General features: G+C 69.3%; 24 protein-coding genes and 2 pseudogenes. 11 read left to right on the top strand and 15 right to left on the bottom strand.

The window, feature by feature from the left end; genetic code table 11:
• Positions 1–116: 116 nt before the first annotated feature.
• Positions 117–749 carry a response regulator gene (locus tag ACFT7S_RS33285; protein WP_382738464.1) on the top strand — a complete coding sequence of 211 codons (633 nt, stop codon included), beginning with the start codon at positions 117–119 and terminating at the stop codon, positions 747–749.
• Between the two features lie 11 nt (positions 750–760).
• On the opposite strand, the gene ACFT7S_RS33280 is transcribed toward ACFT7S_RS33285, so the two are convergent.
• From ACFT7S_RS33280 to ACFT7S_RS33270, 3 genes are all read right to left on the bottom strand, one after another.
• Complete coding sequence (locus ACFT7S_RS33280) at positions 761–2,197, bottom strand: MFS transporter (protein WP_382738434.1); 1,437 nt, start codon at positions 2,195–2,197, stop codon at positions 761–763.
• A gap of 260 nt (positions 2,198–2,457) precedes the next feature.
• Positions 2,458–3,660 (bottom strand): lipid-transfer protein, encoded by a 1,203-nt coding sequence (locus ACFT7S_RS33275; protein WP_382738431.1) that lies wholly within the window; start codon positions 3,658–3,660, stop codon positions 2,458–2,460.
• Between the two features lie 30 nt (positions 3,661–3,690).
• Positions 3,691–5,883: an acyl-CoA dehydrogenase gene (locus tag ACFT7S_RS33270; RefSeq protein WP_382738428.1), complete on the bottom strand. Its 2,193-nt coding sequence runs from the start codon at positions 5,881–5,883 to the stop codon at positions 3,691–3,693.
• 230 nt (positions 5,884–6,113) lie between these two features.
• Between ACFT7S_RS33270 and ACFT7S_RS33265 the strand changes: the two genes are divergently transcribed.
• Positions 6,114–6,587, top strand: a complete 474-nt coding sequence (locus ACFT7S_RS33265) for a hypothetical protein (protein WP_382738426.1) — start codon at positions 6,114–6,116, stop codon at positions 6,585–6,587.
• Between the two features lie 161 nt (positions 6,588–6,748).
• Here ACFT7S_RS33265 and ACFT7S_RS33260 read toward each other — a convergent pair whose 3' ends face one another.
• Both ACFT7S_RS33260 and ACFT7S_RS33255 read right to left on the bottom strand, forming a co-directional pair.
• A complete protein-coding gene (locus tag ACFT7S_RS33260; RefSeq protein ID WP_382738423.1) occupies positions 6,749–7,216 on the bottom strand; it encodes a RidA family protein in 468 nt (155 codons plus the stop codon).
• A 922-nt stretch (positions 7,217–8,138) separates the two neighbouring features.
• A complete protein-coding gene (locus ACFT7S_RS33255; protein ID WP_382738420.1) occupies positions 8,139–8,627 on the bottom strand; it encodes a hypothetical protein in 489 nt (162 codons plus the stop codon).
• Between the two features lie 302 nt (positions 8,628–8,929).
• Between ACFT7S_RS33255 and ACFT7S_RS33250 the strand changes: the two genes are divergently transcribed.
• The 4 genes and pseudogenes from ACFT7S_RS33250 to ACFT7S_RS33235 all read left to right on the top strand — a co-directional run bounded on the left by ACFT7S_RS33250 (position 8,930) and on the right by ACFT7S_RS33235 (position 12,695).
• A complete protein-coding gene (locus ACFT7S_RS33250) occupies positions 8,930–9,361 on the top strand; it encodes a DUF4259 domain-containing protein (RefSeq protein ID WP_382738417.1) in 432 nt (143 codons plus the stop codon).
• 302 nt (positions 9,362–9,663) lie between these two features.
• Positions 9,664–9,870 (top strand): annotated as a pseudogene (locus ACFT7S_RS33245) (MFS transporter); the annotation flags it as partial.
• A gap of 595 nt (positions 9,871–10,465) precedes the next feature.
• Complete coding sequence (locus ACFT7S_RS33240) at positions 10,466–11,044, top strand: IS607 family transposase (protein WP_382738414.1); 579 nt, start codon at positions 10,466–10,468, stop codon at positions 11,042–11,044.
• Positions 11,037–12,695 carry an IS200/IS605 family accessory protein TnpB-related protein gene (locus ACFT7S_RS33235; protein ID WP_382738411.1) on the top strand — a complete coding sequence of 553 codons (1,659 nt, stop codon included), beginning with the start codon at positions 11,037–11,039 and terminating at the stop codon, positions 12,693–12,695. Before ACFT7S_RS33240 ends, ACFT7S_RS33235 begins: the two co-directional genes overlap by 8 nt.
• Before the next feature lie 53 nt (positions 12,696–12,748).
• Here ACFT7S_RS33235 and ACFT7S_RS33230 read toward each other — a convergent pair whose 3' ends face one another.
• The 6 genes and pseudogenes from ACFT7S_RS33230 to ACFT7S_RS33205 form a co-directional block, all read right to left on the bottom strand.
• Entirely contained in the window at positions 12,749–13,603 is an 855-nt protein-coding gene (locus ACFT7S_RS33230; RefSeq protein ID WP_382738409.1) for an urease accessory protein UreD, read from the bottom strand.
• A complete protein-coding gene (gene ureG, locus ACFT7S_RS33225) occupies positions 13,600–14,289 on the bottom strand; it encodes an urease accessory protein UreG (protein WP_382738405.1) in 690 nt (229 codons plus the stop codon). The genes ACFT7S_RS33230 and ureG overlap by 4 nt, the downstream gene beginning before the upstream one ends.
• Before the next feature lie 40 nt (positions 14,290–14,329).
• A complete protein-coding gene (locus tag ACFT7S_RS33220; RefSeq protein ID WP_382738402.1) occupies positions 14,330–15,004 on the bottom strand; it encodes an urease accessory protein UreF in 675 nt (224 codons plus the stop codon).
• A gap of 84 nt (positions 15,005–15,088) precedes the next feature.
• Positions 15,089–17,056 (bottom strand): urease subunit alpha, encoded by a 1,968-nt coding sequence (locus tag ACFT7S_RS33215; RefSeq protein WP_382738399.1) that lies wholly within the window; start codon positions 17,054–17,056, stop codon positions 15,089–15,091.
• Positions 17,056–17,382: an urease subunit beta gene (locus tag ACFT7S_RS33210; protein WP_382738461.1), complete on the bottom strand. Its 327-nt coding sequence runs from the start codon at positions 17,380–17,382 to the stop codon at positions 17,056–17,058. The genes ACFT7S_RS33215 and ACFT7S_RS33210 overlap by 1 nt, the downstream gene beginning before the upstream one ends.
• Before the next feature lie 153 nt (positions 17,383–17,535).
• Positions 17,536–17,832: pseudogene (locus ACFT7S_RS33205) on the bottom strand (urease subunit gamma); the annotation flags it as partial.
• Between the two features lie 510 nt (positions 17,833–18,342).
• Between ACFT7S_RS33205 and ACFT7S_RS33200 the strand changes: the two are divergent.
• The 4 genes from ACFT7S_RS33200 to ACFT7S_RS33185 all read left to right on the top strand — a co-directional run bounded on the left by ACFT7S_RS33200 (position 18,343) and on the right by ACFT7S_RS33185 (position 21,987).
• Positions 18,343–18,930, top strand: coding sequence for a class I SAM-dependent methyltransferase (locus ACFT7S_RS33200; RefSeq protein ID WP_382738458.1), 588 nt, complete (start codon positions 18,343–18,345; stop codon positions 18,928–18,930).
• Positions 18,931–18,952: 22 nt separating this feature from the next.
• Complete coding sequence (locus ACFT7S_RS33195; RefSeq protein ID WP_382738395.1) at positions 18,953–19,837, top strand: N-acetylmuramoyl-L-alanine amidase; 885 nt, start codon at positions 18,953–18,955, stop codon at positions 19,835–19,837.
• A gap of 176 nt (positions 19,838–20,013) precedes the next feature.
• Positions 20,014–20,865 (top strand): hypothetical protein, encoded by an 852-nt coding sequence (locus tag ACFT7S_RS33190; RefSeq protein ID WP_382738392.1) that lies wholly within the window; start codon positions 20,014–20,016, stop codon positions 20,863–20,865.
• Between the two features lie 111 nt (positions 20,866–20,976).
• Positions 20,977–21,987: an LLM class F420-dependent oxidoreductase gene (locus ACFT7S_RS33185; protein WP_382738389.1), complete on the top strand. Its 1,011-nt coding sequence runs from the start codon at positions 20,977–20,979 to the stop codon at positions 21,985–21,987.
• A gap of 6 nt (positions 21,988–21,993) precedes the next feature.
• On the opposite strand, the gene ACFT7S_RS33180 is transcribed toward ACFT7S_RS33185, so the two are convergent.
• Positions 21,994–22,776, bottom strand: coding sequence for a maleylpyruvate isomerase family mycothiol-dependent enzyme (locus ACFT7S_RS33180; protein WP_382738386.1), 783 nt, complete (start codon positions 22,774–22,776; stop codon positions 21,994–21,996).
• Positions 22,777–22,816: 40 nt separating this feature from the next.
• The gene (locus ACFT7S_RS33175; RefSeq protein ID WP_382738383.1) at positions 22,817–23,401 is read right to left on the bottom strand and encodes a hypothetical protein; all 585 of its coding nucleotides are present in this window, start codon (positions 23,399–23,401) and stop codon (positions 22,817–22,819) included.
• Positions 23,402–23,540: 139 nt separating this feature from the next.
• On the opposite strand from ACFT7S_RS33175, the gene ACFT7S_RS33170 reads away from it, so the two are divergent.
• Entirely contained in the window at positions 23,541–23,834 is a 294-nt protein-coding gene (locus ACFT7S_RS33170; RefSeq protein ID WP_382738380.1) for a hypothetical protein, read from the top strand.
• Positions 23,835–23,838: 4 nt separating this feature from the next.
• Here the strand turns inward: ACFT7S_RS33170 and ACFT7S_RS33165 are convergent, their stop codons facing one another.
• Both ACFT7S_RS33165 and ACFT7S_RS33160 read right to left on the bottom strand, forming a co-directional pair.
• Positions 23,839–24,912 carry a prenyltransferase/squalene oxidase repeat-containing protein gene (locus ACFT7S_RS33165; protein WP_382738377.1) on the bottom strand — a complete coding sequence of 358 codons (1,074 nt, stop codon included), beginning with the start codon at positions 24,910–24,912 and terminating at the stop codon, positions 23,839–23,841.
• The gene (locus ACFT7S_RS33160) at positions 24,909–25,640 is read right to left on the bottom strand and encodes a class I SAM-dependent methyltransferase (protein WP_382738374.1); all 732 of its coding nucleotides are present in this window, start codon (positions 25,638–25,640) and stop codon (positions 24,909–24,911) included. Before ACFT7S_RS33160 ends, ACFT7S_RS33165 begins: the two co-directional genes overlap by 4 nt.
• Between the last annotated feature and the right edge of the window lie 52 nt (positions 25,641–25,692).

Raw genomic sequence — 25,692 nt, 5'->3', positions numbered from 1 at the left:
CAGAGTTCCGCGAGTGGGATTCACATCTTCGAGTGCGCGCACGGGTGGCGCAGAACCCGGAGCCGATGCCTCCCCTCACAACAGCCTTCCGGGCCTAACCTGTCCCCGTGAACGAGATGCCGCAGGATCACCGCCCCACGCGGTCTGTACGAGTTCTTCTCGCCGAGGACCAGGGCATGATGCGGGGCGCCCTCGCGCTGTTGCTGGGCATGGAGGAGGACATCGAGGTCGTCGCGCAGGTCGGGGCCGGGGACGAGATCGTGGGGGCGGCTCTGTTGGCGCGGCCCGATGTGGCGTTGTTGGACATCGAGATGCCGGGGATGAGCGGGCTGGATGCCGCCGCGTTGTTGCGGGACGAGGTGCCCGACTGCCGGGTGTTGATCCTCACGACCTTTGGGCGTCCCGGTTATCTGCGTCGTGCCATGGAGGCCGGTGCTGCCGGCTTTCTGGTCAAGGACGGGCCGGTCGAGGAGCTCGCCCAGGCGATCCGGAAGGTGCTGCGCGGCGAGACCGTGATCGATCCGGCGCTCGCGGCAGCCGCACTCGGTGCGGGGCCCAGCCCGCTCACGGCGCGCGAGCGCGATGCGCTGAACGCGTCCGTGGACGGCGCGACGGTCGCGGACATCGCGATGAAGCTGCGGCTGTCCGAGTCGACCGTCCGTAACTACCTGTCGTCCGCGATCGGCAAGACCGGTACCCGCAACCGCATGGAGGCGATGCGGGCGGCGCGGCAGCAGGGGTGGCTCTGAGGGATGGCGTGTCAGCGCTTCGGGGCCGGAGTCCGGTGTCTGGGAAGCCAGAGCAGCATGAGCACCGCCCCGGCGAGCAGCACCGCGCAGGCGGCCCGGAAGGACAGGGCGTAGCCGGCCGTGATCTCGGTCGCCGTGCCGGAGCCGCCGGTGCGGGCCGCGGCGACGGTGGACAGTACGGCCAGGCCCAGCGCGCCGCCCATCGTGCGCGAGGTGTTGACCAGTCCCGAGACGAGTCCGGCGTCCCCGGGTTCGGCTCCCGATGTGGCGAGGGTGGCCAGTGGGGTGGAGGCGAGGCCCGCTCCGCCCATCATCAGGATGCCGGGGAGACAGATCGCGGTGAGGTAGGAGCCGTCGATGCCCATCGTCGACTGCCAGGCGAAGCCCGCTGCCGTGATCAGGACCCCGATCACCGCCAGACTCTTCGCGCCCGTGCGGACCATGAGCCGGGGGGCGAGTTTCGAGGCGATGATGACGGCGGCGGACGTGGGCATCAGGGCGAGTCCGGCCTGGAGCGGGCTGTACCCGAGCACGTTCTGCGCGTACATGGTGACGAAGTACCACATGGAGAACGTCGCGGACCCCATCAGCAGCATCGCCACGTTGGCCGACGACACCGCCCGTACGCCGAGTACCCGCAGGGGCATCAGCGGCGCCGCCGTCCGTGCCTCGACCAGGACGAACACGGCGAGCAGCGCCAGCCCCGAGAGCAGGGGTACGAGGGTGGCCGCGGCGGTCCACCCCTCGGCCTCGGTCTGCACGATGCCGTACGCGACCGTGGCGAGGCCCAAGGTGACGAGGACCGCGCCGGGCAGGTCGACGCGGCGCCGGTCGCCCGCGCGGCCCTCCGCGAGCCGGAGCGCGGCGCCGATGAGGACGAGCGCGCCGATGGGCACGTTGATCAGCAGGACCCAACGCCAGGAGAGGGCATTGGTGAGCACCCCGCCGATCAGCCCGCCCGCCGCGCCGCCGCCCGCGCCGACCGCCATCCAGGTGCCGATCGCCCTGGTCCTGGCGGGGCCCTCGGGAACGGCGGCGGTGAGGATCGTGAGGGTGGCCGGGGACAGCACGGCGGCGCCGAGGCCCTGGGCGGCGCGGGCGGCCAGCAACTGCCAGCCCTCCTGGGCGAGTCCACCGGCCAGGGAGGCGGCGGTGAACACGCCGAGCCCTATGAGGAACATGCGCTTGCGGCCGTATATGTCCGCCGCCCGTCCGCCGAGGAGCATGAATCCGGCGAACGCGATCGCGTAGGCATTGACGACCCACTGGAGCGCGGCGGCGCTCAGCGCCAGGTCGGTGCGCATGGACGGCAGGGCGACGTTGACGACGGACACGTCGAGGACGACGAGGAACTGGCCGGTGCAGGCTGCGAGCACCACGGCCCACGTGCTGGCGGTTCTCCGGGCGGGTATGCGCGTGGGTGTTGAGACGTCAGCCATGGGTGTCATGGTCTCAGGCGGCCGGTGGTCCGTACATCGGTTTGGGGGCCCGACCAGGACTCGGTCTAGGGCCTGTCCGGCGGATCAGGGTCGGATAGGGCGCGGTGTCTGGTGCGGTGCATCGCAAGGCGCCGAAGCGTCCTCAGGTGGGGTCTCCCCTGCTCGAACGAAGTTGAGAGCTTGGGGAAGGAGCTATGCGGACGCTTCGGCAACGCGGCGAGGTGCCGTGCCAGACACCGTGACCCCGGCCATGATCCGCCGGACAGGCCCTAGCGACGTAGGACCGTGACGACGGCTGCGCCGCCCAGTCCGATGTTGTGGGCGAGCCCGGTGCGTGCGCCGGGTACCTGGCGGGGGCCGGCCTCGCCCCGGAGCTGCCAGGTCAGTTCGACGGCCTGCGCGATGCCGGTGGCGCCCAGGGGGTGGCCCTTGGAGATCAGGCCGCCGGAAGGGTTGACGACCCATCGGCCCCCGTACGTGGTGGCCCCGGACTCGATGAGCTTGCCGGACTCGCCCTCCCCGCACAGGCCGAGCGCCTCGTAGGTGAGGAGTTCGTTGATGGAGAAGCAGTCGTGCAGTTCGATGACGTCGAGGTCCTCGGCCGAGAGCCCGGAGGCCGCGTAGACCTGCTGGGCCGCGGCCCGGGACATGGGCGCGCCGACGGCGTCGATGCAGGTGCCCGAGGCGAAGGAGTCGCCGGTGTCGGTGGTCATGGCCTGCGCGGCGATCTCGACGGCCTTGTGCCACAGCCCGTGCCGCTCGACGAAGCGCTCCGATACGACGACGACGGCGGCCGAGCCGTCCGATGTGGGTGAGCACTGGAGTTTGGTCAGGGGCCGGTGGACGGTTCTGGCGGCCAGGATCTCGTCGACGGTGTACGGGTCCTGGAACTGGGCGTAGGGATTGTTCACCGAGTGCCGGTGGTTCTTGGCTCCGACCGCCGCGAGCTGGGCCTCCGTCGTCCCGTACCGCTCCATGTGTTCGCGTGCCGCGTTGCCGAAGATCTGGGCGGTGGGCGGGGACATCTCGAAGCCGTGGGCGGCGGCCATGATGCCGTAGTGCCGGGCGACGGGCGAGGTCGAGAAGTCCGCCGCGCCGCCGTCGGCTCCCCCGCCGCCGAGCGAGCCGCGTGTCATCTTCTCGAAGCCGAGGGCGAGTACGCAGTCGGCGATGCCGCCCTCGACGAACTGGCGGGCCATCATGAACGCGGTGGAGCCGGTGGCGCAGTTGTTGTTGACGTTGTAGACGGGCACACCGGTCAGTCCGAGTTCGTAGACGGCGCGCTGCCCCGCGGTGGAGGGCTGGAAGCAGTAGCCGACAGGGACCTGCTCGACCTGTTCGTACCGGATGCCCGCGTCGTCGAGTGCCTTGGTGCCGGCTTCCTTCGCCATGTCCCAGTACTGCCAGTCGCGGGTCTCCGGCTTCTCGAACTTCGTCATCCCGACTCCGACGATGTACGCCTTCGTGGTCATGGGTACGTCCCTTCCGTCCCGTCAGTCACGTCAGTCACGCGGGAGGCCGAGAATGCGCTCGGCGACGACATTGAGCTGGACCTGTGTGGTGCCGCCCGCGATGGTCAGGCAGCGCGACATCAGGAAGCCGTGCACGGCCCGTTCCGCCGCGCCCTCCGTGGTCGCGCCCTCGGGTCCCAGGAGTTCCAGGGTGAGTTCGGCGACCTTCTGCTGGTGGGTGGTCTGCACGAGCTTGCGTACGGAGGCCCCGGCGCCCGGTTCCAGGCCCGAGACCTGCTGGAGCGTGGTCCGCAGTCCGATGCACGCCAGGGCGTGGGCCTCGGCGACGAGTGCGCCGACGCGGGTGCGGGCCGCTCCGTCGAGCTCGGCGGAGCGGGCGATCAGCGCTTCGAGTCCGGTGTCGAACGTCATCTGGTCGGCCATGTGGACGCGTTCGTTGCCCAGGGTGTTGCGGGCGACCCGCCAGCCGTCGTCGACCTCGCCGACGACCGCGTCGGCGGGCAGCAGGACGTCGTCGAAGTACACCTCGTTGAAGAGGGAGTCCCCGGTGATCTCCTTCAGCGGCCGGATGTCGATGCCCCGGGCGTTCTTCATGTCCACCAGGAAGTAGGTGAGGCCCCTGTGCTTGGGGGCGTCCGGGTCGGTCCTGGCGAGCAGGATGCCGTAGTCGGCCCACTGGGCGGCGCTCGTCCAGACCTTCTGGCCGGTGATGCGCCAGCCGTCGTCGGTCCGTACGGCTTTCGTACGCAGCGAGGCGAGGTCGGACCCGGCGCCCGGCTCGGAGAAGAGCTGGCACCAGAGGAGTTCGCCCCGCAGGGTGGGCATCAGGAAGCGCTTCTGCTGGGCGTCGGTCCCGTACGCGAGGAGGGAGGGCACCACCCAGGTACCGATCCCGAGGTCGCTCACCTTGATGTCCTGAGCCTTCAACTCCTGCTGGACGGCGAGCTGCTGGACCGGGCCTGCGCCGAGTCCGTACGGGGTGGGGAGGTGCGGGGCCGCGTAGCCGGCCGGGGCGAGGGCGCGGCGGGCGGCCCGGGCGTCGAGGCCTCGGGCGGCGGCGACGGCCTGCCTGGCCTCGGCTCGATGTGCGGCTGCCTCGGCGGGGAGTTCGAGGGTGAGCTCGCGGCGGGCGCCGCTCTCGGCGAGCCGGACGGCGCGCAGCCGGTGGGCGTCACCGGCGCCGAGCAGTTGCCGGGCCACCACGGCCCGGCGCAGCTGGAGGTGGGCGTCGTGTTCCCAGGTGAAGCCGATGCCGCCGAGGATCTGGATGCAGTCCTTGGCGCAGCTGTACGCGGCGTCGAGCGCGGTGGCGGCGGCGAGGGCGGCGGTCAGCCCCCGTATGTCGGAAGTCTCGCCGATGGCCCGGGCCGCGTCCCAGGTGAGGGCTCGGGCCTGTTCGAGCCGGACGAGCATGTCGGCGCAGAGGTGTTTGACGGCCTGGAATTGCCCGATGGGGCGGCCGAACTGCTCGCGGACCTTGGCGTGTTCGGTGGCCGTGCGCAGGGACCGCGCGGCGGTGCCGCAGGCGTCGGCGGCCAGGAGGACGGCGGCCAGGTCGCGGACGGACGCCGTGTCGGTGGCGACGACCCGGTGGGCGGGGACGCGGACGCCCCTGGCGTGCACCTCGGCGGTGGGGCGCGTCGGGTCGACGCTGTCGTGCGGACGTACGGTCAGCCCTTCCGTACCGGCGTCGACGGCGAACCACAGGGTGCCGGTCGCCGAGGTCGCGGCGAGCAGCAGCAGGTCGGCGCCGGCGCCGCCGAGTACGGGCGGGGCAGCGCCGTCGAGGAGGTGGCCGCCCTCGCTCTCCACGGCGGTGAGGGTGCCCGCGCCGAGGGCCGCCGCTCCGATGCGGTCGCCGGTCGCGAGGGCCTTGACGAGGCCCGCGAAGCCCCTCCGATCCAGGACGTCCGCCCGGTGCAGGACCGCCGAGGTCAGCACGGAGGCCGCGTACGGGCCGGGGAGCGAGGCGAGGGCCGCCTCTTCGATGACCACGGCGAGGTCGAGGAGTGCGCCGCCCCCGCCCCCGTACGCCTCGGGCAGATGGATGCCCAGGAGCCCCTGCCCGGCGAGCGCGTCCCAGTGCGCGGGGCGGGTACCGGGCGCGGGAGGGTGCTCCGCGTCCAGGGGTGCGCGGATCTCCTGGGGCGGGACGGCGCGGGCCAGCCCGCCGCGTACGGCCTGCGCCAAGGCGCGATGCTCTTCGGTGATGCCGATGCCCATGCGGTTCCTCGCCGGTCGCAGCCACTGGAACGGCGCAAGAGTAGAACACGTTCCATTCTGACGGAAGGTCAGAAGGCCGGTCGTTTTGATCCGCTCCGGGTTCGCATCCCGTTGTCTTGTCTCACTGAACCCTGCGAAGTCCGGGCATAGGTTGCGAGGGATCTTGCAAGGTCCCTCGTTACCTTGCGAGCGGACCTGGCGTTAGGCCATCCGTGGAAGCTGGGTTACGCGTGCTGGCCGACGGCGCACAGGAGCCGCCCGCCGATGGATTCGAGGTCGGGTACGTCGAGCAAGATGGATCGGGACTACGCCGGCCACTGGCCGATGTGTGGTCAGTACGGTTCGAGGGCGTCGCGCCGGTACGCGCGTTCAAGTCGCACAAAGGGCAGCGGCACCTGCCAGGGCTGTGGTGGTCGACGGCGGACGGGCACATCGGGTACGAGTCCTGGCTGGAGCGTGATCACGTGACCCGCCACCTCGACGTCGCCCACGCGGTCACCTGCCTCACCAGCACCGACCTGCGCGTCGGGGGCCTCGATTACCCGCCCGCCCTGGCCGCCGCCCTCTGGCCCCTGGACGACATCGCCGCCCGCCACGACCGCCTCGCCGGCCTCGCCCAGGTCTGCCTCGACCGGCGCCCTGTCCCACGCCTGTTCGTCCAATACGAGGTCCTACTCGCATCTATCCCCGAGCGCCTTACCTGACACATGGCCGTCCCGGTCCTCCGTCGAGGCGAGGCCGCCCCGCGCTGACCGCTACCCCGACTCAATCCTCTTCGCGATCGTCATCGTCGTCCAGCTCGACCGCGTCCGGGGCGCGCAGGGGCCGCAGCACTTCGCCAGGGATCGCAAGGGCTTGTCGTCAGTCACTGAGGCACTTCCGGTCCACAGCCGCGTTCGGCCGCCACGTGTGTCAACGAGTCTGCAGAATCGAGCACGGCGGCGACGGCCTCGATCTCGACAAGCTGATCCTCGTAGCCGAGCACGGTGACGCCCATCAAGGTGCTGGGGACGTCATGGTCAGCGAACGAGTCCCGGACTACCTCCCAGGCAGCCACCAGGTCCTCCCGCCGTGCCGATGCGACGAGAACCCTTGTACTGATGACGTCCTGGAGTGACGCACCCGAGGCGGCGAGAGCAGCCTGCATGTTCTCGATGGCTCTCACTGCCTGACCCGCGTAGTCCCCGATCGCTGCCGTGGAGCCGTCATCGTTCAGCGGACACGCCCCGGCGAGGAAGATCAGACGTGACTCGGCGGGCGCCGTGGCCGCGTAGGCGTACTCGGCGACGTCAGACAGAGAGGCGGAGCGGATCAAAGTGATGGCACGAGCCACGGTCGTCGGGTCCTTTCCCGTCGGGTGTTGAGCGTGGACATCCTGCCAACGCCCCCCCGTTCCCGCCTTCCCTTTTCTTCACCGCCCCCACGACAGCGCCGTCATTTCTGCGACATTCATGAGCCGAATGATCACCAACTGACTCCGGAACCCGTCGACAAACGCTGTTTCTAGAGGGTTCTGGCACACATTCCGTGAACGATCCCGAGTCCGGCTCCATCGGGCCCGTGCGGTCTTCGATCCGTGCTGGTAGCGCGCCTCGCTGCTCACCTGACGCAGTGGCCAGGAAGATCGTTCACGGAATGTGTGCCAGAACCTTCTAGAGATCACCGAAGCCACTCAGGCCTGAGCCTGCCGAGCTGTTGACAGTGGGAGCTTTCCAACGCCTCTGAAAGGGCTGGCACTCAGGCACAGCGCCCCCGCGGGAAGGACCTGGCAAACCTGGTCGTGCTCACCGAATGAATGCAAGGTCATGCTGGACAGCCGAAGCGCTCGCCGTACAGCCCGATCTTGCATCCCGATGATCAGGGCTGCTTGTCGATGCAACTGTCCCGTCTCAGATGATCTGGCCCCTGGTGATGTCTGTGACCTGCAGCGACCAGAAGAACTGAGACGCTGTGACGCTGGAAATCTCAGTGGATCTGGTCCCGGACGCACGGTTGCCCGGTGCCGTCTCAGGGTGTCATCGCCGCGCAGGTTGAGGTCTCGCGTGACATGAGTAGCGCCAACGGACCAGATCGCCTGAGACGACGAGCGAATCGGACCAGATCACCTGAGACAGGGGCCAATTCGCATGAGACGGGACAGCAACTCTCAATGGGAACGGAAGGGTCGCTGTCTTGTCTCACTGAACCCTGCGAAGTCCGGTCGTGATTGCCATGACGTCAGAGCGCATGGGTGGCGAGGGATGACCCACCAGCGCCTACAACGACCCCTCCGACATGAGCGGGCCGCCAACCTGCTCCGGCAGGTCCCCGAGACTCAGCTTCGCCCTACACGACATGACTGCATCACGGGTCCACTCCCGGATGGCGGCCTCGTCATCGGCCAGATCGGACAGGTATCGGGCAGTCTGCTGAGCTTCCCGGATCCAGTCGGCAACGGGGTCCTCGGCCAGGACCGCAGCGAACCTCGCTCGGGCCAGAGTCGTCTCACCGACCAGCCCGGCAACCACGCCAGCGTTGAAGCTGTCCCAGATATACCCCGGCCTGGCTTTACGCTCCAGCAGACACCGAGCGACAGCACCCAGGTCCGAGAAGCGGTTCCTGAAACTCTCGACCTGCTCTTCGGCGCTGCGGGCAAGTTCCGCAGCGACGGAAGCGAACTGCTTCTCGTTGCGGAACTCCTCAGACCCGCTCACACGCTCGACGAAATCAAACGTCAGATGATCGACGTTCTGCCACAACCACATCGCCCCGACTGCCAGTCCGCTGCCCTGGCTCCACTGCGGGGAAGGGAACTCGACGACCCCAAGCCACCACCCGTGATCGTCTATCCAGATCCGGGAGCGGCCCCGCTGCCGCAGGCCAAGAGGACGAAGCCGTTCCCGAGCCGCTGCTGCAACCAGTCGGGATGCGGAAGAAGTAGGCGCCATGCCGCACATTCTCACCCGGCCACCAACCGCGACCTCGTCCCCGGTCTCACTCTGCACAGGCAGCCCATGTCAGTCCTTCCTGGCACGATGCCTGAGCATCCGTACGAGCAGGAGAGATCATGGGAACCTGGGACGTCGGCCCCTTCGACAACGACACCGCTGCGGACTTCTCCTCCACCCTCGACGAGGCAGCCGAAGGCGAGCGGGAAGGCATCATCCGCACGGCGCTGGTCCGCACGATCGAAACCCACGGCTACCTCGACCACGACATCCCGGTGGAGGCAATCGCTGCGGCGGCCCTGGTCGCCGCACAGTGCCCCGGAGGCGAACCCGTCACCACCGTCTACGGGCCGGACCTGCCCATCCCCGAGCTACCTGCCGACATTCGCGAGCTCGCCATCCACGCCCTCGACCGAGTCGTGACTGAGCCCTCCGAGCTCATGGAACTCTGGGGTGAAAGCAACAAGGACGGCCCTTGGCGAGCGACCGTCTCCCAGCTGCGAAACGCGCTCCTACCGCAGGCTCCGGGAGAACAGCTCAGCCTGATCTGACACACCCCATCCGAGAGTCATTTCCCATCGCCCCGACACCCGACGAGCCGCCGAAAATGCAACCTATCGTGAGACGTTCCGGCCTTCACCTGTCCTACTGAAGGTTGCGAATCACAGGTCACCGGGACCAGTTCTCGCAAGGTTCAGTCGGACAGGACACCCGTCCATCGGAATACCACGGGCGTACGGAAGCCTTCGGCATGCGCACACTTGTGGGGAGCCCGGGTGGTGAGCGCTGCCCGGAGGCCGCAGCCGCACGTATGCAACGGACGACGATGTAACAGCTCGCCGGGGACCGCCTCGATCCGAGGAAGAGCCGGGCGGGACTCGGAGTGGTCCCCGCCCTCGCCTTCGCGGGTATCACCGTCGCAGTGATGCAGACCCTGCTCGTCCCCGTCATCAAGGACCTGCCCGCACTCCTCGACACCACCCCGTCGAACGCCACCTGGGTGATGACGGCGACCCTGCCGGCGGGGGCCGTTCCTGCCCAGCTCAGACGAGGAGTTGGACTCGGTGTGCAACGTCGATGTCTTCGTGGACCTCAGTAGCTGCACGGGTGCGACCGCGGCCACTCGGAAAGGCAAGCGGTTGCGCTTCGTATTTCCTTTTGCTGTGGCACGCCGACCCGAGTGGGCCGACAGGGCTTGAGGTGCTTGTCGTTCATCGGGTGCCGCCTGCGGCCCCTGACAGGTCTTCACGATGGCAAAGTTCGCTGCCCGGGCCCAGCGTTGCATGGAAGCCGCATCAGTCAGTGACGTGACCTCGACAATGCTCGGGATGTGCGACGGATCTCGTTACAGCCGATCGCTCTTCCGAAGTGCGGTAAGTGTGAGGAGTCGTCATCGCCCAGGAGTCCTTCACTGGCGGACGGCTCGCTGCCCTTCGGCCGCCTGCAGACGCGGCCACAGCCGACCACTGACCGCACCGGTCAACAGCAGCTACTTTGCTGAGCGCATCGTCAGCAAGGACCAGCGCTGGGCCTTGGTCCGACACCTCGTTCACGACGAACAACTGCTGTCCCCGTCGGCGGAGGTGGGCAACTGTTCGATCTTAGAGTCGATTGAGTGAGTGTTAGCGCGTTCAAGCGATGTTACGATCTTGTCTATGAACCTTACGGAGTGGGCGAAAGCGAACGGTGTGCATCGGCAGACCGCGTATCGCTGGTTCCGTGAGGGCACGTTGCCGGTCCCCGCGGAGCGGGTCGGGCCGCGCACGATCCTGGTCAACATCGAAGCGAACTCCTCACCGACGGTGACCGGTGGTGTGGGCTTGTATGCCCGTGTCTCCTCGCACGATCAGAAGGACGACCTTGCCCGCCAGGCGGCACGCCTGTCTCAGTGGGCGGCGAAGGCCGGGCACCGGGTGGTGCGCATCGAGTCCGAGATCGCCTCCGGGATGAACGGCTCGCGTTCCAAGGCCCGGCGCCTGCTGGCCGATCCGGACGTGACGACGGTTGTGGTGGAGCACAAAGACCGCCTCGGCCGCATGAACGTCGAACTGGTTGAGGCCGCTCTGTCCGCGACCGGCCGCCGTCTCGTTGTCCTTGATGACGGCGAGGTCGAAGACGATCTGGTGCGCGACATGGTGGAGGTGCTGACTTCGTTCTGCGCCGGTCTGTACGGGCGCCGCTCAGCGAAGAGCCGTGCTGAGAAGGCTCTTGAGGCGGCGGCAGCCGATGGCTGAGCCGAAGAAGAAGAAGAAGAAGAAGCTCCGCACCATCGACGCACCGTTCGTCGCCCTCGGTCCGTCCGGTGTGGCGATACGCGACCGCCTCAAGCACCTCACCTGTGAGGATGAGAAGGTGCTGCGGCTGGTCGGCGAACACCTCGGTTCGATGGCGTCGCGGGACCTCAAGGCCCGCTGTGCTGATGGCCTGGACCACAACAGCGACACGTGGGCGGCGCGTAAGCAGGGTCTGACCGCCTTCTCGTCGTCGCGGTGGGCCGGGTCGATCACGAAGGCCACGCACGACCAGTGGGCACTGTCCCGCCGCTGCCAGCTCGCGCACATCCAGGGCCTGGAGGCCGGTGTGCGCACGTTGACGCACCGCCTGTCCCAGCCCATCGGGGAGAAAGGCACCAAGCGTGCTGCGGGTGGATACCGCTCCACGAGCGAGTGGTTCCAGAAGACCCGCCGCCTGCACGTGCTGGAACACCGCCTCGACGTCGCCCGCGCCGAGCGCGAAGCGGGCGTGGTGCGCGTGGTGCGCGGTGGCCGCAAGCTGCTCAAGAACCGGCACAACCTCGCCGCCACTCAGCTCACCGAAGCCGAGTGGCGGGAGCGTTGGGAAGCTGAGCGCTGGTTCCTCGCCGCCGATGGCGAGTCCGGGAAGCGGTTCGGGAACGAGACGATCCGCGTCACCCCCGTCGGCGAAGTCTCCATCAAGCTGCCCGCCCCGCTCGCCCACCACGCCAACGCCAAGCACGGCCGGTACGTCCTCGCCTCCACCGTGCGGTTCCAGCACCGGGGCGAGGAGTGGCGCGAGCGCATCGAGCGGAACCGGGCCGTCGCCTACCGCATCCACTACGACGTGCAGCGCGGGCGCTGGTACCTCACCGCGTCCTGGCAGCGTCCCGTCGTCCAGACGATGCCGTTGGAGGCGGCACGGGCCAAGGGCATGGTTGGTGTCGATACGAACGCCGACCACTTCGCCGCCTACCACCTCGACCGGCACGGCAACCCAGTCGGCGACCCGCGCCGCTTCTCCTACGACCTGTCTGGTACCGCCGATCACCGGGACGCTCGGATCCGGCACGCCATCACCCAGGTCCTGCACTGGGCAAAAGGCTGCGGCGTCGCCGCCATCGCGATCGAGGACCTTGACTTCACCGCCGAGAAGACCCGCGAGAAGCACGGCCGCCGCAAGAGGTTCCGGCAACTCATCTCCGGCATCCCCACCGGAAAACTCAAAGCCCGGCTGATCTCCATGGCCGCCGAGATGGACTTGTCCGTCGTGGCCGTGGACCCGGCCTATACCTCGATGTGGGGCGATCAGCACTGGCGCAAGCCGCTGACCGCCCCGCGGCGCAAGATGTCCCGTCACGATGCCGCTGGCATCGCGATCGGGCGACGCGCCCTCGGGCACCCGATCCGGCGACGGACGGCACCGCCCCAGCATCACCAGAGTGATGGTGCTGGGCATCGGACCGTCCAGGCCGAACCGGTGGCCCGGGGACGTGAGGAAACCCGCCCACCCGTCACGGAGCGTGCACACGATGCACGTCGCCGAACAGGGACACAACAGGGAACGCGGGAGACCAGCGCATCCAAAACCGTTCGGGATGCACGCAGTGCCGGAACGTGGGTCCAAGACTCACTCCTGCTCACTGACTAGGAACGGTAGTCAGCCGCTGGTGAGGCAGCGGTCATGCCCGCGGGACATCCACGCTACTTTCCGAGGGCATGTGCGTGCGCCTCGTCGAGGAGCTCGCGCAGTACGGACGAGGTCGGTGCCACGGCTGTGGCGAGCAGAGCCGACCCGCCGGCCAGCGGCACGAGGACGGCGCTCCCGTCCTTGGAGCCCTCTCGGAGCAGGACAGGGTCGTGCCGGGCGTCCATCCCTGGACCCACGAGCAGAAGTTGGCCGACTGCGCGGTGCCCGTTCAGGACGGCCGGGCCGTCCCAGCCGGGCTCCGGGCTCCCGTACGCCGTGTACTGGTCGAGCAGCGTGCGTCCGGCGCGACGGACCCGGATCCGGCTGACGAGGTGGCCGGGCTCCTCGTCGGCCCGGCCCAGGAGTTGCTCTTCTCGCAGTACCAGCCGTGCGGTGGCGGCGAGTTCAACGGTATAGGTCTGACGCAGGTTGCTGCCGGCGGCGCTGATCAGCGGCTGCGGCAGCCAGCGCAGACTGGCGTGCTCCCCGACGGTGAGCCGCACGTCGTATGTGGCCGCCGCGGTGGTGGGGCCGCGCAGGGCTAGTGTGGCGGCGGCCGAGGTGACCTCCAGTTCGGCCCGGTCATCGGCGGTGACTTCGAGCGCGAGCCGGTCGCCGCCCAGTGGGGCGCTCATCGCACCGATGATCCCTACCGTGGCGGCGTTCCCGTCGGTGCGCATGCGCCGTAGGTGGAACGGGCCGTCGCTGCGCAGTCGCGGGAGGGTGGTGACGCGTCCGTTGTGCGCTGCGTGGATGCGGGCGGTGGCGCGCACCCCGTCCGGATGTTCGGCCGCCTTCTCGGCGCCGGCAGTCGGGGCGCCCGGTTCGTTGGGGGGCTGGTGCTTGGCGAGTTGGGCGATGGGGGTCATACGGTCGCCTCGGCGCGCCACGCGGCGAGATGGGCGGTGACCCAGTCGGCGACCTCGCGGATTCCGTCGTCGGAGGTGAGGCTGGTGAAGATGACGGGGAGGTCACCGCGCTGCTTCTTGGCGTCGGCGGCCATCGTGTCCAGGTCGGCGCCGACGTGCGGGGCGAGGTCGGTCTTGTTGACGATGAGGAGGTCGGCGGTGGTGATGCCGGGGCCACCCTTGCGGGGGATGTCGTCGCCGCTGGAGACGTCGATGATGAAGATCTGCACGTCGACGAGGCCCTTGGAGAAGGTGGCGGTGAGATTGTCGCCACCGGACTCGACTAGTACGAGGTCGAGGGGGTGAAGGGTCTCCTCCAGGTGCTCGACGGCTTCCAGGTTGGCGGAGATGTCGTCGCGGATCGCGGTGTGCGGGCAGGCGCCGGTCTCGACGGCCGTGATCCGCTCGGGCGGCAGCACGGCCTCGCGCAGCAGGTACTCGGCGTCCTCGCGGGTGTAGATGTCGTTGGTGACGACGGCCAGGCAATAGCGGTCGCGCAGGGTGCGGCAGAGCGCCGCAACGCTGGCGGTCTTGCCGGAGCCCACGGGCCCGCCCAGGCCGACGCGGAGGGCGCGGCGGCTGCCGTCGGGCCGGTTCGCTGAGACGCTGGGAAGGTGCTGGTGGGGCAGCGAGTGGTCGAGGTGCATGCCAACTCCATGGGGGGAACCGGGCGTTCGGGAAGGGGGGTCAGGAAGCGAAGAGCCGGACGGTCCAGGCGGAGTGCTGTTCCCCGGTGATGTCCAGCAGCGGTGAGGACGCGGAGGGCAGGGCGTCGATGCCCTCGGTCTCCACGCGGGCCGCGGCCTCGGCGGCTGCCGCGGCGACGTTGTCGGTTTCGGCGCCGAGGCGTGCCAGCAGGCGCGAGGCGTCGAGGGGGTCGAGGCTCATCAGGCGCACTGCGGCGGTGGCCGGGCCACCGACGCTCTCGTACGCGGCGGCATGCGCGGCGTCCACCGGTGCGAGCCCGGCGGTGCGGGCGGTGAGGCCCAGGACGACGGGCTGGTGGGCGCCCTGGGGGCGCTCGGCGGCCAGGCGTTCGAGCTCGGCAGAGGGGAAGGTGGCGCGTGCCGCGCGCATCAACTGCCGGCCGAGCCTGCGGGAAACGGCGCGCAGCGCGGGGGCGGGGGTACGCGCGTCGGCGGCGTCGTCCAGCAGCAATGGGTCATGGCCGGCGGTGGCTGCGGCGGCCAGCCCGGCCGTGGTCAGGCCGGTGGTGTGCAGGCGCCCGCGGCAGAATGCCTCCAGGCTGTCGGTGTCGTGTACGGCTCCATGGGCGACCGCGGCCTCGATGCCGCCGGAATGGGCGTACCCACCGGCGGGGAAGCGGCCGTCGGCCAGCAGGAGCAGTGCGGCACGGCTCATGGGTGAGCGGCTGCCTTTCGCAGGGTCGGATGTTGCGCTGTGCCCGGCCGCGCTGACGGCGCTGGCGGCCGGGCACGGGTTGGATCAGAAGAGGAAGTAGCGCTGGGCCATGGGCAGATCGTTGACGAAAGCGCGCGGTACGGTCGCACCGTTGAGCACGGTGCGGGCGTCCGATGTGGTCGCGCCGCCGATGGTGACCTCGAAACTGTTGTGGTCGACTTCGAGGCTTTCAGGAACCGTGTCGTTCAGCTTCATGTGCGCCTTGGTGACCCCTCGGGTGCTCTCGATCTCCACGAATTTCTTGCCGAGGCCGAGACCGTCGTACGTGGTGTTGTCCGAGTCGGTGCCGCCGTTCAGCCGGAGCGCCACCTGTTCGTCGGCCACGAAGTTGTACGAGTTGCTTCCCGGGGAGCGGCCGGTGGAGCCCCAGACCTTCCGCGGCAGGTAGGGCTGCGGCGTCGTGATCGACGCGTTGGCGTCGCCGACCTGCGCGTAAGCGAGCTGACCGCCCTTGATGACCATGTGCATCTTGACGCCGAAGAACTTCGGCTCCCACAACACAAGATCGGCAAGCTTCCCGGTCTCCACGGAACCGACGTACTTGTCGATGCCGTGGGTGATCGCCGGGTTGATGGTGTATTTGGCGACGTAGCGGCGCGCCCGGTAGTTGTCGTTCGGTGTCAGCCCCTTGTTGTTGTACGAATGGTCGGTGTCCTCGTCACGCGCTCGGATCTTCGCGTTCTTGAGGTCCTCTTCCAGAGGGCCGTAGCGGGACTTCATGACGTGCGCGGTCTGCCAGGTCCGCATGATCATCTCGCCGATGCGGCCCATCGCCTGAGCATCGGAGGACATCATCGAGATGGCGCCCATGTCGTGCAGGAGATCCTCCGCGGCCATGGTGGACGGCCGGATGCGGGAGTCCGCGAAGGCCATGTCCGCGGGGATGTCCGGGTTGAGGTGGTGGCAGACCACCATCATGTCGACGTGCTCCTTGACGGTGTTCACCGTCAGCGGGCGGGTCGGGTTGGTCGAGGCGGGAAGGACGTTCCTTTCCTTGACCAGCTCGATCATGTCCGGCGCGTGGCCACCGCCGGCACCTTCGACATGGAAGATGTGGATGGAACGCCCCTTGAAGGCGTCGCGCGTGCTGTCGAGGAAGCCGGACTCGTTCAACGAGTCTGCGTGCAGGGCCAGTTGAACATTCCGGTCCTCGCAGACCTCCAGCGCATTGTTGATCACAGCTGGTGTTGCACCCCAGTCCTCGTGGATCTTGAAGCCGCAGACGCCGGCGTCCACCTGCTCGTGGAGTGCCTCCTTGCTCATCGTGCTGCCCTTGCCGAGCAGACCGACGTTGACCGGGTACTCGTCCAGCCCTTCGAACATCCGGGTGATGTGCCACGGTCCCGGCGTCACGGTGGTGGCCGTGCTGCCCTCGGCGGGCCCCGTACCGCCGCCGATGAGGGTGGTCACGCCTGAGGCAAGGGCCTCGTGGATCTCTCCGGGGCAGATGAAGTGGACATGGGTGTCCACACCGCCCGCAGTGAGGAACCGGCCATTACCGGAGATCACCTCGGTGCCCGGGCCGACCACGAAGTTCATCGGGTCCGCCGTCGGCGGCACCGTATCGGTCTGATCAGCACGGTTACGGGTCGGCTTCTCGAAGTTCTCGATCTTGTTCATCGTCTCGGGGTTGTACGCCTTGCCGATGGCCGCGATTCTGCCGTCGCGGATGCCCACGTCGGCCTTGACCACACCCCACCAATCGAGAATCAGCGCCCCGGTGATGACCGTGTCAACGGGTTTGCGCGACGCGTCGCCGCCCCCGTCACTGGGGATGTGCGACATCCCCATCGACTCGCGGATCACCTTGCCGCCGCCGAAGATCATCTCGTTGCCGCTGTACTCCGGCCCGCCGCTCCAGTCAGCCTCGATCTCCACAGTGAGATCAGTGTCCGCGAGACGGACGCGGTCCTTGGTCGTCGGCCCGTACAGAGCGGTGTAGTCCGTCCGCTTCAGTACGTTGCTCTGCTTCTGGCCCTGCTGGCTACCCATCAGACAGTCCCCTCGCGCAGTCCCCGGATCTTGGTCGGGTCGCCCAGGGCGTCGCCTTCGATCTCCACCAGCTCGACGCAGCACTCGTCACCCGGTTCGAAGCGCACGGACGTGCCCGCAGCAATGTTGAGCCGTCGGCCTCGGGCCTCCGCGCAGTCCTTGAGCAGCCCGCTGGTTACGGGTGTACCGATCGGGTTCTCCACGACCTCAAGCCCCGGGTTGACCTCGGCGAAGTGGTAGTGGGAACCAACCTGGATGGGGCGGTCCGACTTGTTCCGGACCTTGATCGTCCTCTTGCCGCCGATCGTGGCCTTGTTGAACTCGATCGCCTCGTACCAGACGGCCTCATCCGCACACGGGTCGCAGCACGCGGACGGATCCTCGTCATCTGCACAGCCGACTGGGTGCTGCGGCTTGCGCGGCGGCTGGGGGTGCTCGACCTTGCCCGGGTAGACCTCAGGCTCCTCGGTGGCCTCCGGGAGGGGGTCGTGGATGGTGACCAGCTTGGTGCCGTCCGGGAAGGTGGCCTCCACCTGGACGTTCTTGATCATCTCCGGGACGCCGGCCATCACCTCGTCGCGGGTGAGCACCTGTCGGCCCGAATCCATGATGTCGCTGACTGTCTTGCCGTCGCGCGCCGACTCGAAGACGTGGGTGGTCAGCAGAGCCATCACCTCGGGGTAGTTGAGGAGCAGGCCCCGGTCGCGACGCTTCCGCGCCACATCGGCAGCGACGTGAACCAGCAAGCGCTCCTGCTCGTGCGGAGTCAGATGCATATGAGTCGTCTTCTCTTGTCGGGATGGTGCGTGCGGCCGGGCGTGCCGGAGATCACGGGGGACTTTCCCCTGCATGGCGCCCGGGCGTTCCTCGATACTTGGCGAAGGCAACCGGCGAGATGACTCAAACTGGGACTATTTACACCATGTGGTGAACCTGAGGCACAGGGGGCGCACACTGCCAAGATCAACGCTTGGCAGGTGCCGCCCGTCGTGAGCGCCGACTTCGCCTGTCCGACCTGTGAGGTGCCCGCCGGAAGCACCTGCCGCACGCACGGCGGCAAGGGCGCCCTAAGTACACACCCCGCGCTGCATGCTCGTTCCGGCCCTGGTGCCCGGCTGACCTGGCGAGCCGGGCACCAAGGGGTCACGTACGCCCCCGCCGTCCTCGACGGCGGGGGCGTACGGCACGATGGGGCGCCGTCGATCGACCGACCCACCTGGAGGAACACCGTGGCCGCCGAGCCCAAGCCGGAGATCCTTGCCGCGTTCGAGGCCGCCAAGGGCTTCATGCCGGTACGCGAAGGACTCGCCCTGTACGCGGCGGCGGCCGAAGCCGCCACGCTCGGGCTCCCGCTCCTGGAGGTGGGCACCTACTGCGGGCGCTCCACCATCCTGCTCGCGGACGCCGCCCGGTCGGCGGGGGTCACGGCTCTCACCGTCGACCACCACCGGGGCAGCGAGGAGCAGCAGCCGGGCTGGGAGTACCACGACCCGACCGTCGTGGACCCCGAGGTCGGCCTGATGGACACACTCCCCACCTTCCGCCGCACCCTGTGCAAGGCCGGTCTGGAGGAGCACGTGGTGGCCCTGGTCGGCAGGTCGCCGCAGGTCGCGGCCGTCTGGGGCGGGAAGCTCGGCTTCGTCTTCATCGACGGCGGTCACACCGACGAACACGCGAACGGTGACTACGAGGGCTGGGCCCCGCATGTCGCCGACGGCGGGCTGCTGGTGATCCACGACGTGTTCCCCGACCCGGCGGACGGCGGCCAGGCCCCGTACCGCGTGCATCAGCGGGCGCTGGCCTCCGGTGCGTTCACCGAGATCTCGGTGACGGACTCGCTGCGCGTCCTGCGGCGCCTTGGGGCGGGGATCTGAGCCGCCCGGATAGGCTCGCCACGTGCCGTACGACGACAGAATTCCCCCCACCCGCCACGGCCGGCCCCTGCTCACCGCCGCCGCCCTGGCCTCCCTGTCCCTGACCGTCTCCGGGTGTGGAGGTGGCGGCGGCAGCGGTCTGGCGCCGCAGACACAACCACACGCCGGCAGCAGCGCCGTGAAGCCCGCCCCATCGGCACCGGCGGCCACGACACCCAAGCCCTCTCCGAAGGGGCCGCTCACGGGCAGGACCGTGGTGATCGACCCGGGGCACAACCCCCGCAACCGTGACCACACCCGCGAGATCAACCGCCAGGTGGACATCGGCACGGGCCACAAGGAGTGCGACACCACCGGCACCGCGACCAACGCCGGTTACGCGGAAGCCCGGTTCACCCTCGACGTATCGCACCGGCTGCGCACCCTGCTGGAGTCGCAGGGCGCGAAGGTCGTGCTGACGCACGACAACGACCGCCCCTTCGGCCCGTGCGTCGACGAGCGGGCCCGGATCGGCAACAAGGCCGGGGCCGACGCGGTCGTCTCCGTCCACGCGGACGGTTCCGCGGCCGGCAACCGCGGGTTCCATGTGATCCTCCCCGGACGGGTGCGCGGCGGCGCCGCGGACACCGCGAAAATCGTCGAGCCCTCGCGCGAACTCGGCACCCGTATCGCCGGTCTGTTCCTCCGCGCCACCGGAAGCTCACCTTCCAATTACATCGGCGACTCCACCGGTCTCGACACCCGCACGGATCTCGGCGGACTGAATCTGTCGACCGTGCCGAAGGTCTTCATCGAATGCGGCAACATGCGTGATCCGAAGGACGCGGCCCTGCTCACGAGCGCGGAATGGCGCCAGAAGGCGGCCCGTGGCATTGCCGACGGCATCAGCAGCTATCTCAAGAGGTAGACCTGCGTGGGAATTGGGGGGATAACAGCCCAAGGTCCGGGGCGGGGCACAACCCGGCCGGGCAGACGATAGATTCATCCGTACGATGGGGAGCCGCCCCCGAGCTTCGCGCCGTACCCGCCGTACAGGCGGCAGCGACGACCGCCCCGACGAGACGACCGACTAAGGACCTTCACGTGAATATCCGCTCCCTCACTCGAGGCGACGGGGTGGTGATCGGAGCAGCGGTGGTGCTGTTCATCGCCTCTTTCCTCGACCTCTTCGGCGTCGACTGCCCCTCCGGCGTCGACTGCTCCGGCTTCAGCTCGAACGCCTGGGACTCGCTCTCGCTCCTGATGAGCGTCTACCTGGCCGGCATCATCGGCGCGGCGCTGCTGATCGTGAGCCGTGCCATGCCGGGCCGCAAGGTCGCCGGTCTCGAACTCGGCCAGTTCGGCGCCGCGTTCACCGTCTTCGCCCTGTGGACCGCGTTCTGGACGATCATCGACGCCAATGAGGCGGGCGCCGGCCTGATCCTCGGCCTTCTCGCGGCCATCGCGCTGGCGGCCGGTGCGATCGCCACCCCGATGGTTCCGGCGCTCAAGGCCCCACTGATGGGCGCCCCGCGTCCGGCGCAGCAGGGCGTGCAGGCGCCGTACGGTGCGCAGCCGCAGCCCGGCCAGGGCTACGGCTACCCCGGCACCCAGCAGCAGCCCTACGGTGCGCAGCCGGGTCAGCCCCAGCCGTACGGTGCGCAGCCGCAGCCCGGTCAGGCCGACCCGGCCCAGGCGCACGCCATGCAGGCGCAGCAGGCCCCGCAGGCCCCGCAGGACGGTGGAGCGCCGACCGGCGACTTCACGCCGTTCTGGTTCGCTGTGCCGGTGGCCCGTCCGCTGTACGGCGAGGACGGTTCGCCGAACCCGATCGCCGAACTGGCGCCGGGCACCTGGTATCTCGCGGTCGAGCAGCGCGGTCCGGGCCTCATCGCCCAGACGCAGGACGGCCGTCGTGGAGTCCTCCAGGACACCACGGGCATCCAGCGCGGCTGACCCCGCACGCACATCGCGGCCCCTCGCCCTTCCGGGCGGGGGGCCGTTGTCGTACCATCCCTCCCGCACCCGTTGCCTGACGGAGCGTCACATTCGCCTGGAGGGACCGCTATGCGCCTCGGACTCGCTCTCGGATACTGGGGTCGCGGCCCGAATCCGGACCATCTCTCCCTGGCCCGCAGCGCCGAGGAGCTCGGCTACGACTCCGTGTGGACGGCGGAGGCCTGGGGTTCGGATGCCTTCACGCCGCTGACGTGGATCGCGGCCCACACCTCCCGTATCCGGCTCGGCACCGCTATCGCGCAGATGGCGGCCCGTACGCCCACGGCGACGGCGATGCACGCGCTGACCCTCGACCATCTCTCGGGCGGCCGGATGATGCTGGGGCTCGGTCTGTCCGGGCCGCAGGTGGTGGAGGGGTGGTATGGGCGGCCGTTCCCGAGCAGTCCGCTGACCGCGACCCGCGAGTACGTCGAGGTGATCCGGCAGGTTCTCGCGCGGGAAGGGCCCGTCGAGCTCGCGGGGCGCTTCCACTCCCATCCGTACAGCGGACCGGACGGTACGGGTCTGGGCAAGCCACTGAAGCCGATCACCCATCCGCTGCGCGCCGGGCTTCCCGTGCTGCTGGGTGCGGAGGGGCCGAAGAACGTCGCCCAGACGACCAGGATCGCGGACGGCTGGCTGCCGCTGTACTGGTCGCCCACGCGCCCCGATGTGTACGGGGTCACGGCCGCCGGCCTCCCCGAGGGGTTCATGGTCGCGCCGATGGCGCGGGCGCAGGTGTGCGAGGACGTGGCCGAGGGGCTGCTGCCGGTGAAGGCGATGCTGGGGTTCTACATCGGGGGCATGGGGCATGCGGCCCGGAACTTCCATGCGGATCTGATGGGCCGGATGGGCTACGAGGAGGAGGCCCGGCACATCCAGCGACTGTTCCTGGAGGGCCGCAAGGAGGAGGCGGTGCTCGCGGTGCCGGATGCCTTCGCCGACGAGATCTCGCTCGTCGGACCCCGTGAACGCATCGCGGAGCGGCTGGAGTTGTGGCGCAAGGGTCCGGTGACCGACCTCCTGGTCACAGCACCGGACCCTCGTACGCTCCGGGTGCTGGCGGAGCTCAACGTGTAGCGCGGCTCAGCCGAAGGACGCGCGGTCCAGCCAGAAGTCCAGGAGTTCCGCGTCTCCCAGCAGCTCCATGCGCGTGCCGGCGGGGCTCAGCCGGCGGTGGAAGACGAGCATCAGGTCGGTGAGTGTGCCGCGCAGGGCGACGGTCGCCTTCTCGTGGGCGTGGCGCCAGCCGAAGGCGTCCTCGCCGAATTCGATCAGCCATTCCGCGCCGGGGACGTCCGTGGCGTGCAGATGCAGGGAGCGGTCGCCGCCGCACAGTTCGACGGCCTCCGGGTCGCCGTCCCGCTGGGCCGCGGAGACGAGCTCCATCCATTCCTCGATGGTGTCGGCCGCCACCTCGGGCGCCACCTCGTAGTCGGCCCGTGCGGCGAGGGCGGCGTCCGCCCGGTGCACGACGGTCTCGTGTGTCATGCGCCGCGCCCAGAACGTCGGCCGCTGCTCCGCCCCCCAGCTCCAGACCTCCGCGTCGGGGCCCGCCTCGCGCAGGGCCGCCACCAGGCCGTCGGCTCCTTCGACGAGCCAGGCGTCGAGGGCGCCGGGCTCCTCGCTCTCCGGCCCCGCGGAGCCGGGTACGCGTTCCTCGGGGATGTCCTCGGTGGCCCGGGTGCGTACGATCTCGCCGACCCAGCGGTGGGCGCCGCCGACGTGGACGGCCAGTTCGCGCAGATTCCAGTCGGGGCAGGTCGGCACAGTCGCGGTGAGGTCCGCGTCCTTGAGCACCGCTCTCAGCGCATCGGTCTGGGCCAGGATCTCGTCGCAGTAGCGGTCGTACGGGAGGAGGAGGGTCATATCCGCACCCTAATACGGGCGTTGCGGGGGTAACACACGGCTATTGGCCCAGTTGGGAGGTGGACGGGACCTTGTCCTTCACCTCGGCGCCGGCACTCGCGCCCGCATCCTTGATGCTGTTGATGACGCTCTCGAAGGTGCCGATGTCGCCGGATCCCACCTCACCGTTGCGGAGCTTGGTGCCCAGCCCCTTGAGCGATTCGATACCGGCCGTCAGCGGGGCGACGGCCTTCGAGAGCAGCGGGTCGCCCTTGGCGTTCTCGGCTGCCGCCTTGAGCCGGTTGTACGCGAATCCGCCCGCGAGCCCCGCCTTGATCAGGGCGAACGTGCGGCCGTCCGCGCCCTTCTTGAACGAACCCGCACGGTACGGCTTCACGATCCACTGGTACGTCGCACCGGCCGCCAGCCCCGCGTTGGCCACGAACCGGGTCTTGGCGAGCTTCTGCTTCCCGGCGGAGGCGGAGGCGCTCGGGCTTGCGCTCGCGCTCGGGCTCGGGCTCGCGCTGGAATCGGCGTTCGTGGTGCTGTCGCTGCCGCCGTCCCCGCACCCGGTGGCACTCACCAGCACGGCGCAGGACAGCAGCAACGCCACCGGGATGCGGCGGACGGCATGGGGACGGGGCACAGCTGGCCTCCCTGACCGGGCGTTTCACGGCAAGTGACGGAGCTCGCCACTCCGGGCCAGGCTCGCCCGGCCGGGGCGGGGCCGCCACCCGGACGGGCCGTCCGGGTTTCACTCTGCGTAAAGCGGCAACCCGAAGGCCATGTCTCCCAGAACAGGCACAGGAAGCAGTACCGCAGCACGTGTCATAGCCGTCGTGGCCGACATCATGGCCTTCGTCATCGGCTTGTGGATTCTGATGTACCTGCTCGAGGCCAACCGGGCCAACGAACTGGTCGAGTTCGTCAGGGAATCCGCCCGCTGGCTGGCCGGCTGGTCGCACGACCTGTTCACCTTCGACGCCGAGTGGGCCCGGGTCGTCGCCGGATACGGCCTCGCCGCCGTCGTCTACCTCTTCATCGGCCACGCCGTGGCCGGCCGCGTCCGCCGCTTCTGAGGAATCAGCGGCAGCAGTCCGGCTCCAGTCCCCTGGGCAGCCGCTCGCCGCCGAAGACCGCGGTGGTCGCCTCGTCCCCCCCGAGTGCGGCCACCGCCAGCAGCAGGGAGCCCGCCGTCCAGGTGGTGAGCTCCTCGGGCCAGAAGGCGCGGTTGCCCTCGAAGACGTACCCCGTCCAGTACATGCCGCCCTCGGCGCGCAGGTGCTGGACGGACTGGAGGATCTCCAGGGCGCGGTCGGACTCGCCCATCACCCAGAGCGCCAGGGCCAGTTCGCAGCTCTCGCCACCGGTGACCCACGGGTTGGGGAGTACGCAGCGGACACCGAGTCCGGGGACCACGAACCGGTCCCAGCCCTCGTCGATCCGCTTCTGTGCGGCGACGCCGGTGACCGCGCCACCGAGGACCGGGTAGTACCAGTCCATCGAGTAGCGGTCCTTGTCGAGGAAGCGCTCCGGGTGGTTGCGGATCGCGTGACCGAGCGCTCCGGTCGCCAACTCCCAGTCGGGCTGCGGCTCTTCGCGTTCCTCCGCGATGGCCAGCGCGCAGCGCAGGGCCTGGTGGATGGAGGAGGAGCCGGTCAGCAGGGCGTCGGTGACGGGGGTGCCGTCGGGCTCCCGCTTCCAGCCGATCTGGCCGCCGGGCTGCTGGAGGCGCAGGACGAACTCGACGGCGGCGTAGACCGTCGGCCACATCCGGTCGACGAACGCGTCGTCGCCGGTGGCGAGGTAGTGGTGCCAGACGCCGACCGCGACGTAGGCGCAGAAGTTGGTCTCGCGGCTGCGGTCGGTCGGCTGCTCCGGGTCGCCGTCATGGTAGGCGGCGTACCAGGAGCCGTCCTCGTTCTGATGGCGGGCCAGCCAGTCGTAGGCGCGTTCCGCGGCCTCGTGCTCGCCGGAGGCGTCGAGTGCCATGGCGGCCTCGGTGTGGTCCCACGGGTCGAGGTGGTGACCGCGGAACCAGGGCAGCGCCCCGTCCTCGCGCTGGACGGCGCGCAGCGCGGCGACGGTCTCGGCGGCCTGGTCGGCGGTGAGAACCCCGGGCAGTACGAGGTGTTCGGTCCGCTCGGGGGTGCTCACGCCTCGGCCTTGGGAAGGTGCGGCTTCGTCGCGTACGCCACGAAACTCTTGCCGACGACCGGGTTGAGCAGCTGCTCGGCGACCCGGGTGACCGCGGGCTTCTTCATGATGTCCCAGACCAGCAGCTTGTGGTACGCACGCACCGGCAGCGCCTTTTCGTTGTCCACCCCGAAGGCGCACTTCAGCCACCAGTACGGGCTGTGCAGGGCGTGCGCGTGGTGGGTGCCGTACGGCTTGAGTCCGGCTTCGCGGATCTTGCGGAGCAGTTCGTCGGCCTTGTAGATCCGGATGTGGCCGCCCTCGACCTCGTGGTACGCGTCGGAGAGCGACCAGCAGACCTTCTCGGGGCCGTAGCGCGGCACGGTGATCGCGATCCGGCCCCCGGGCCTGAGGACCCGGACCATCTCGGCGAGCACGCCCTTGTCGTCGGGGATGTGCTCCATCACCTCGGAGATGATCACGACGTCGAAGGAGTCGTCGGGGAAGGGCAGGTTGAGCGCGTCGCCCTCCATCGCGGTGGCGGTGGCACCCTCGGGGGCCTCACCGGCCTCCTTCATCGCGGCGAACCACTTGGCGACCTCGCGGATCTCCTCGGCGTTCTGATCCAGCGCCACGACCTGGGCGCCGCGCCGGTAGCACTCGAAGGCGTGCCGGCCGGCACCGCAGCCCAGATCGAGCACTCGGTCGCCTGCGGCGAGCGGGAAGCGGGTGAAGTCGACGGTCAGCACGAGGGCCTGCCTTCGAGGTCGGAGGTACGGGTTCCGTGGGCGGCGGGGGCAG

Source organism: Streptomyces sp. NPDC057136, assembly GCF_042670885.1.
In the GTDB taxonomy this organism is placed as follows: Bacteria; Actinomycetota; Actinomycetes; order Streptomycetales; family Streptomycetaceae; genus Streptomyces.
Note: the sequence above shows the minus strand (reverse complement) of the source record. Positions and strands in the feature narration are given on the sequence as shown.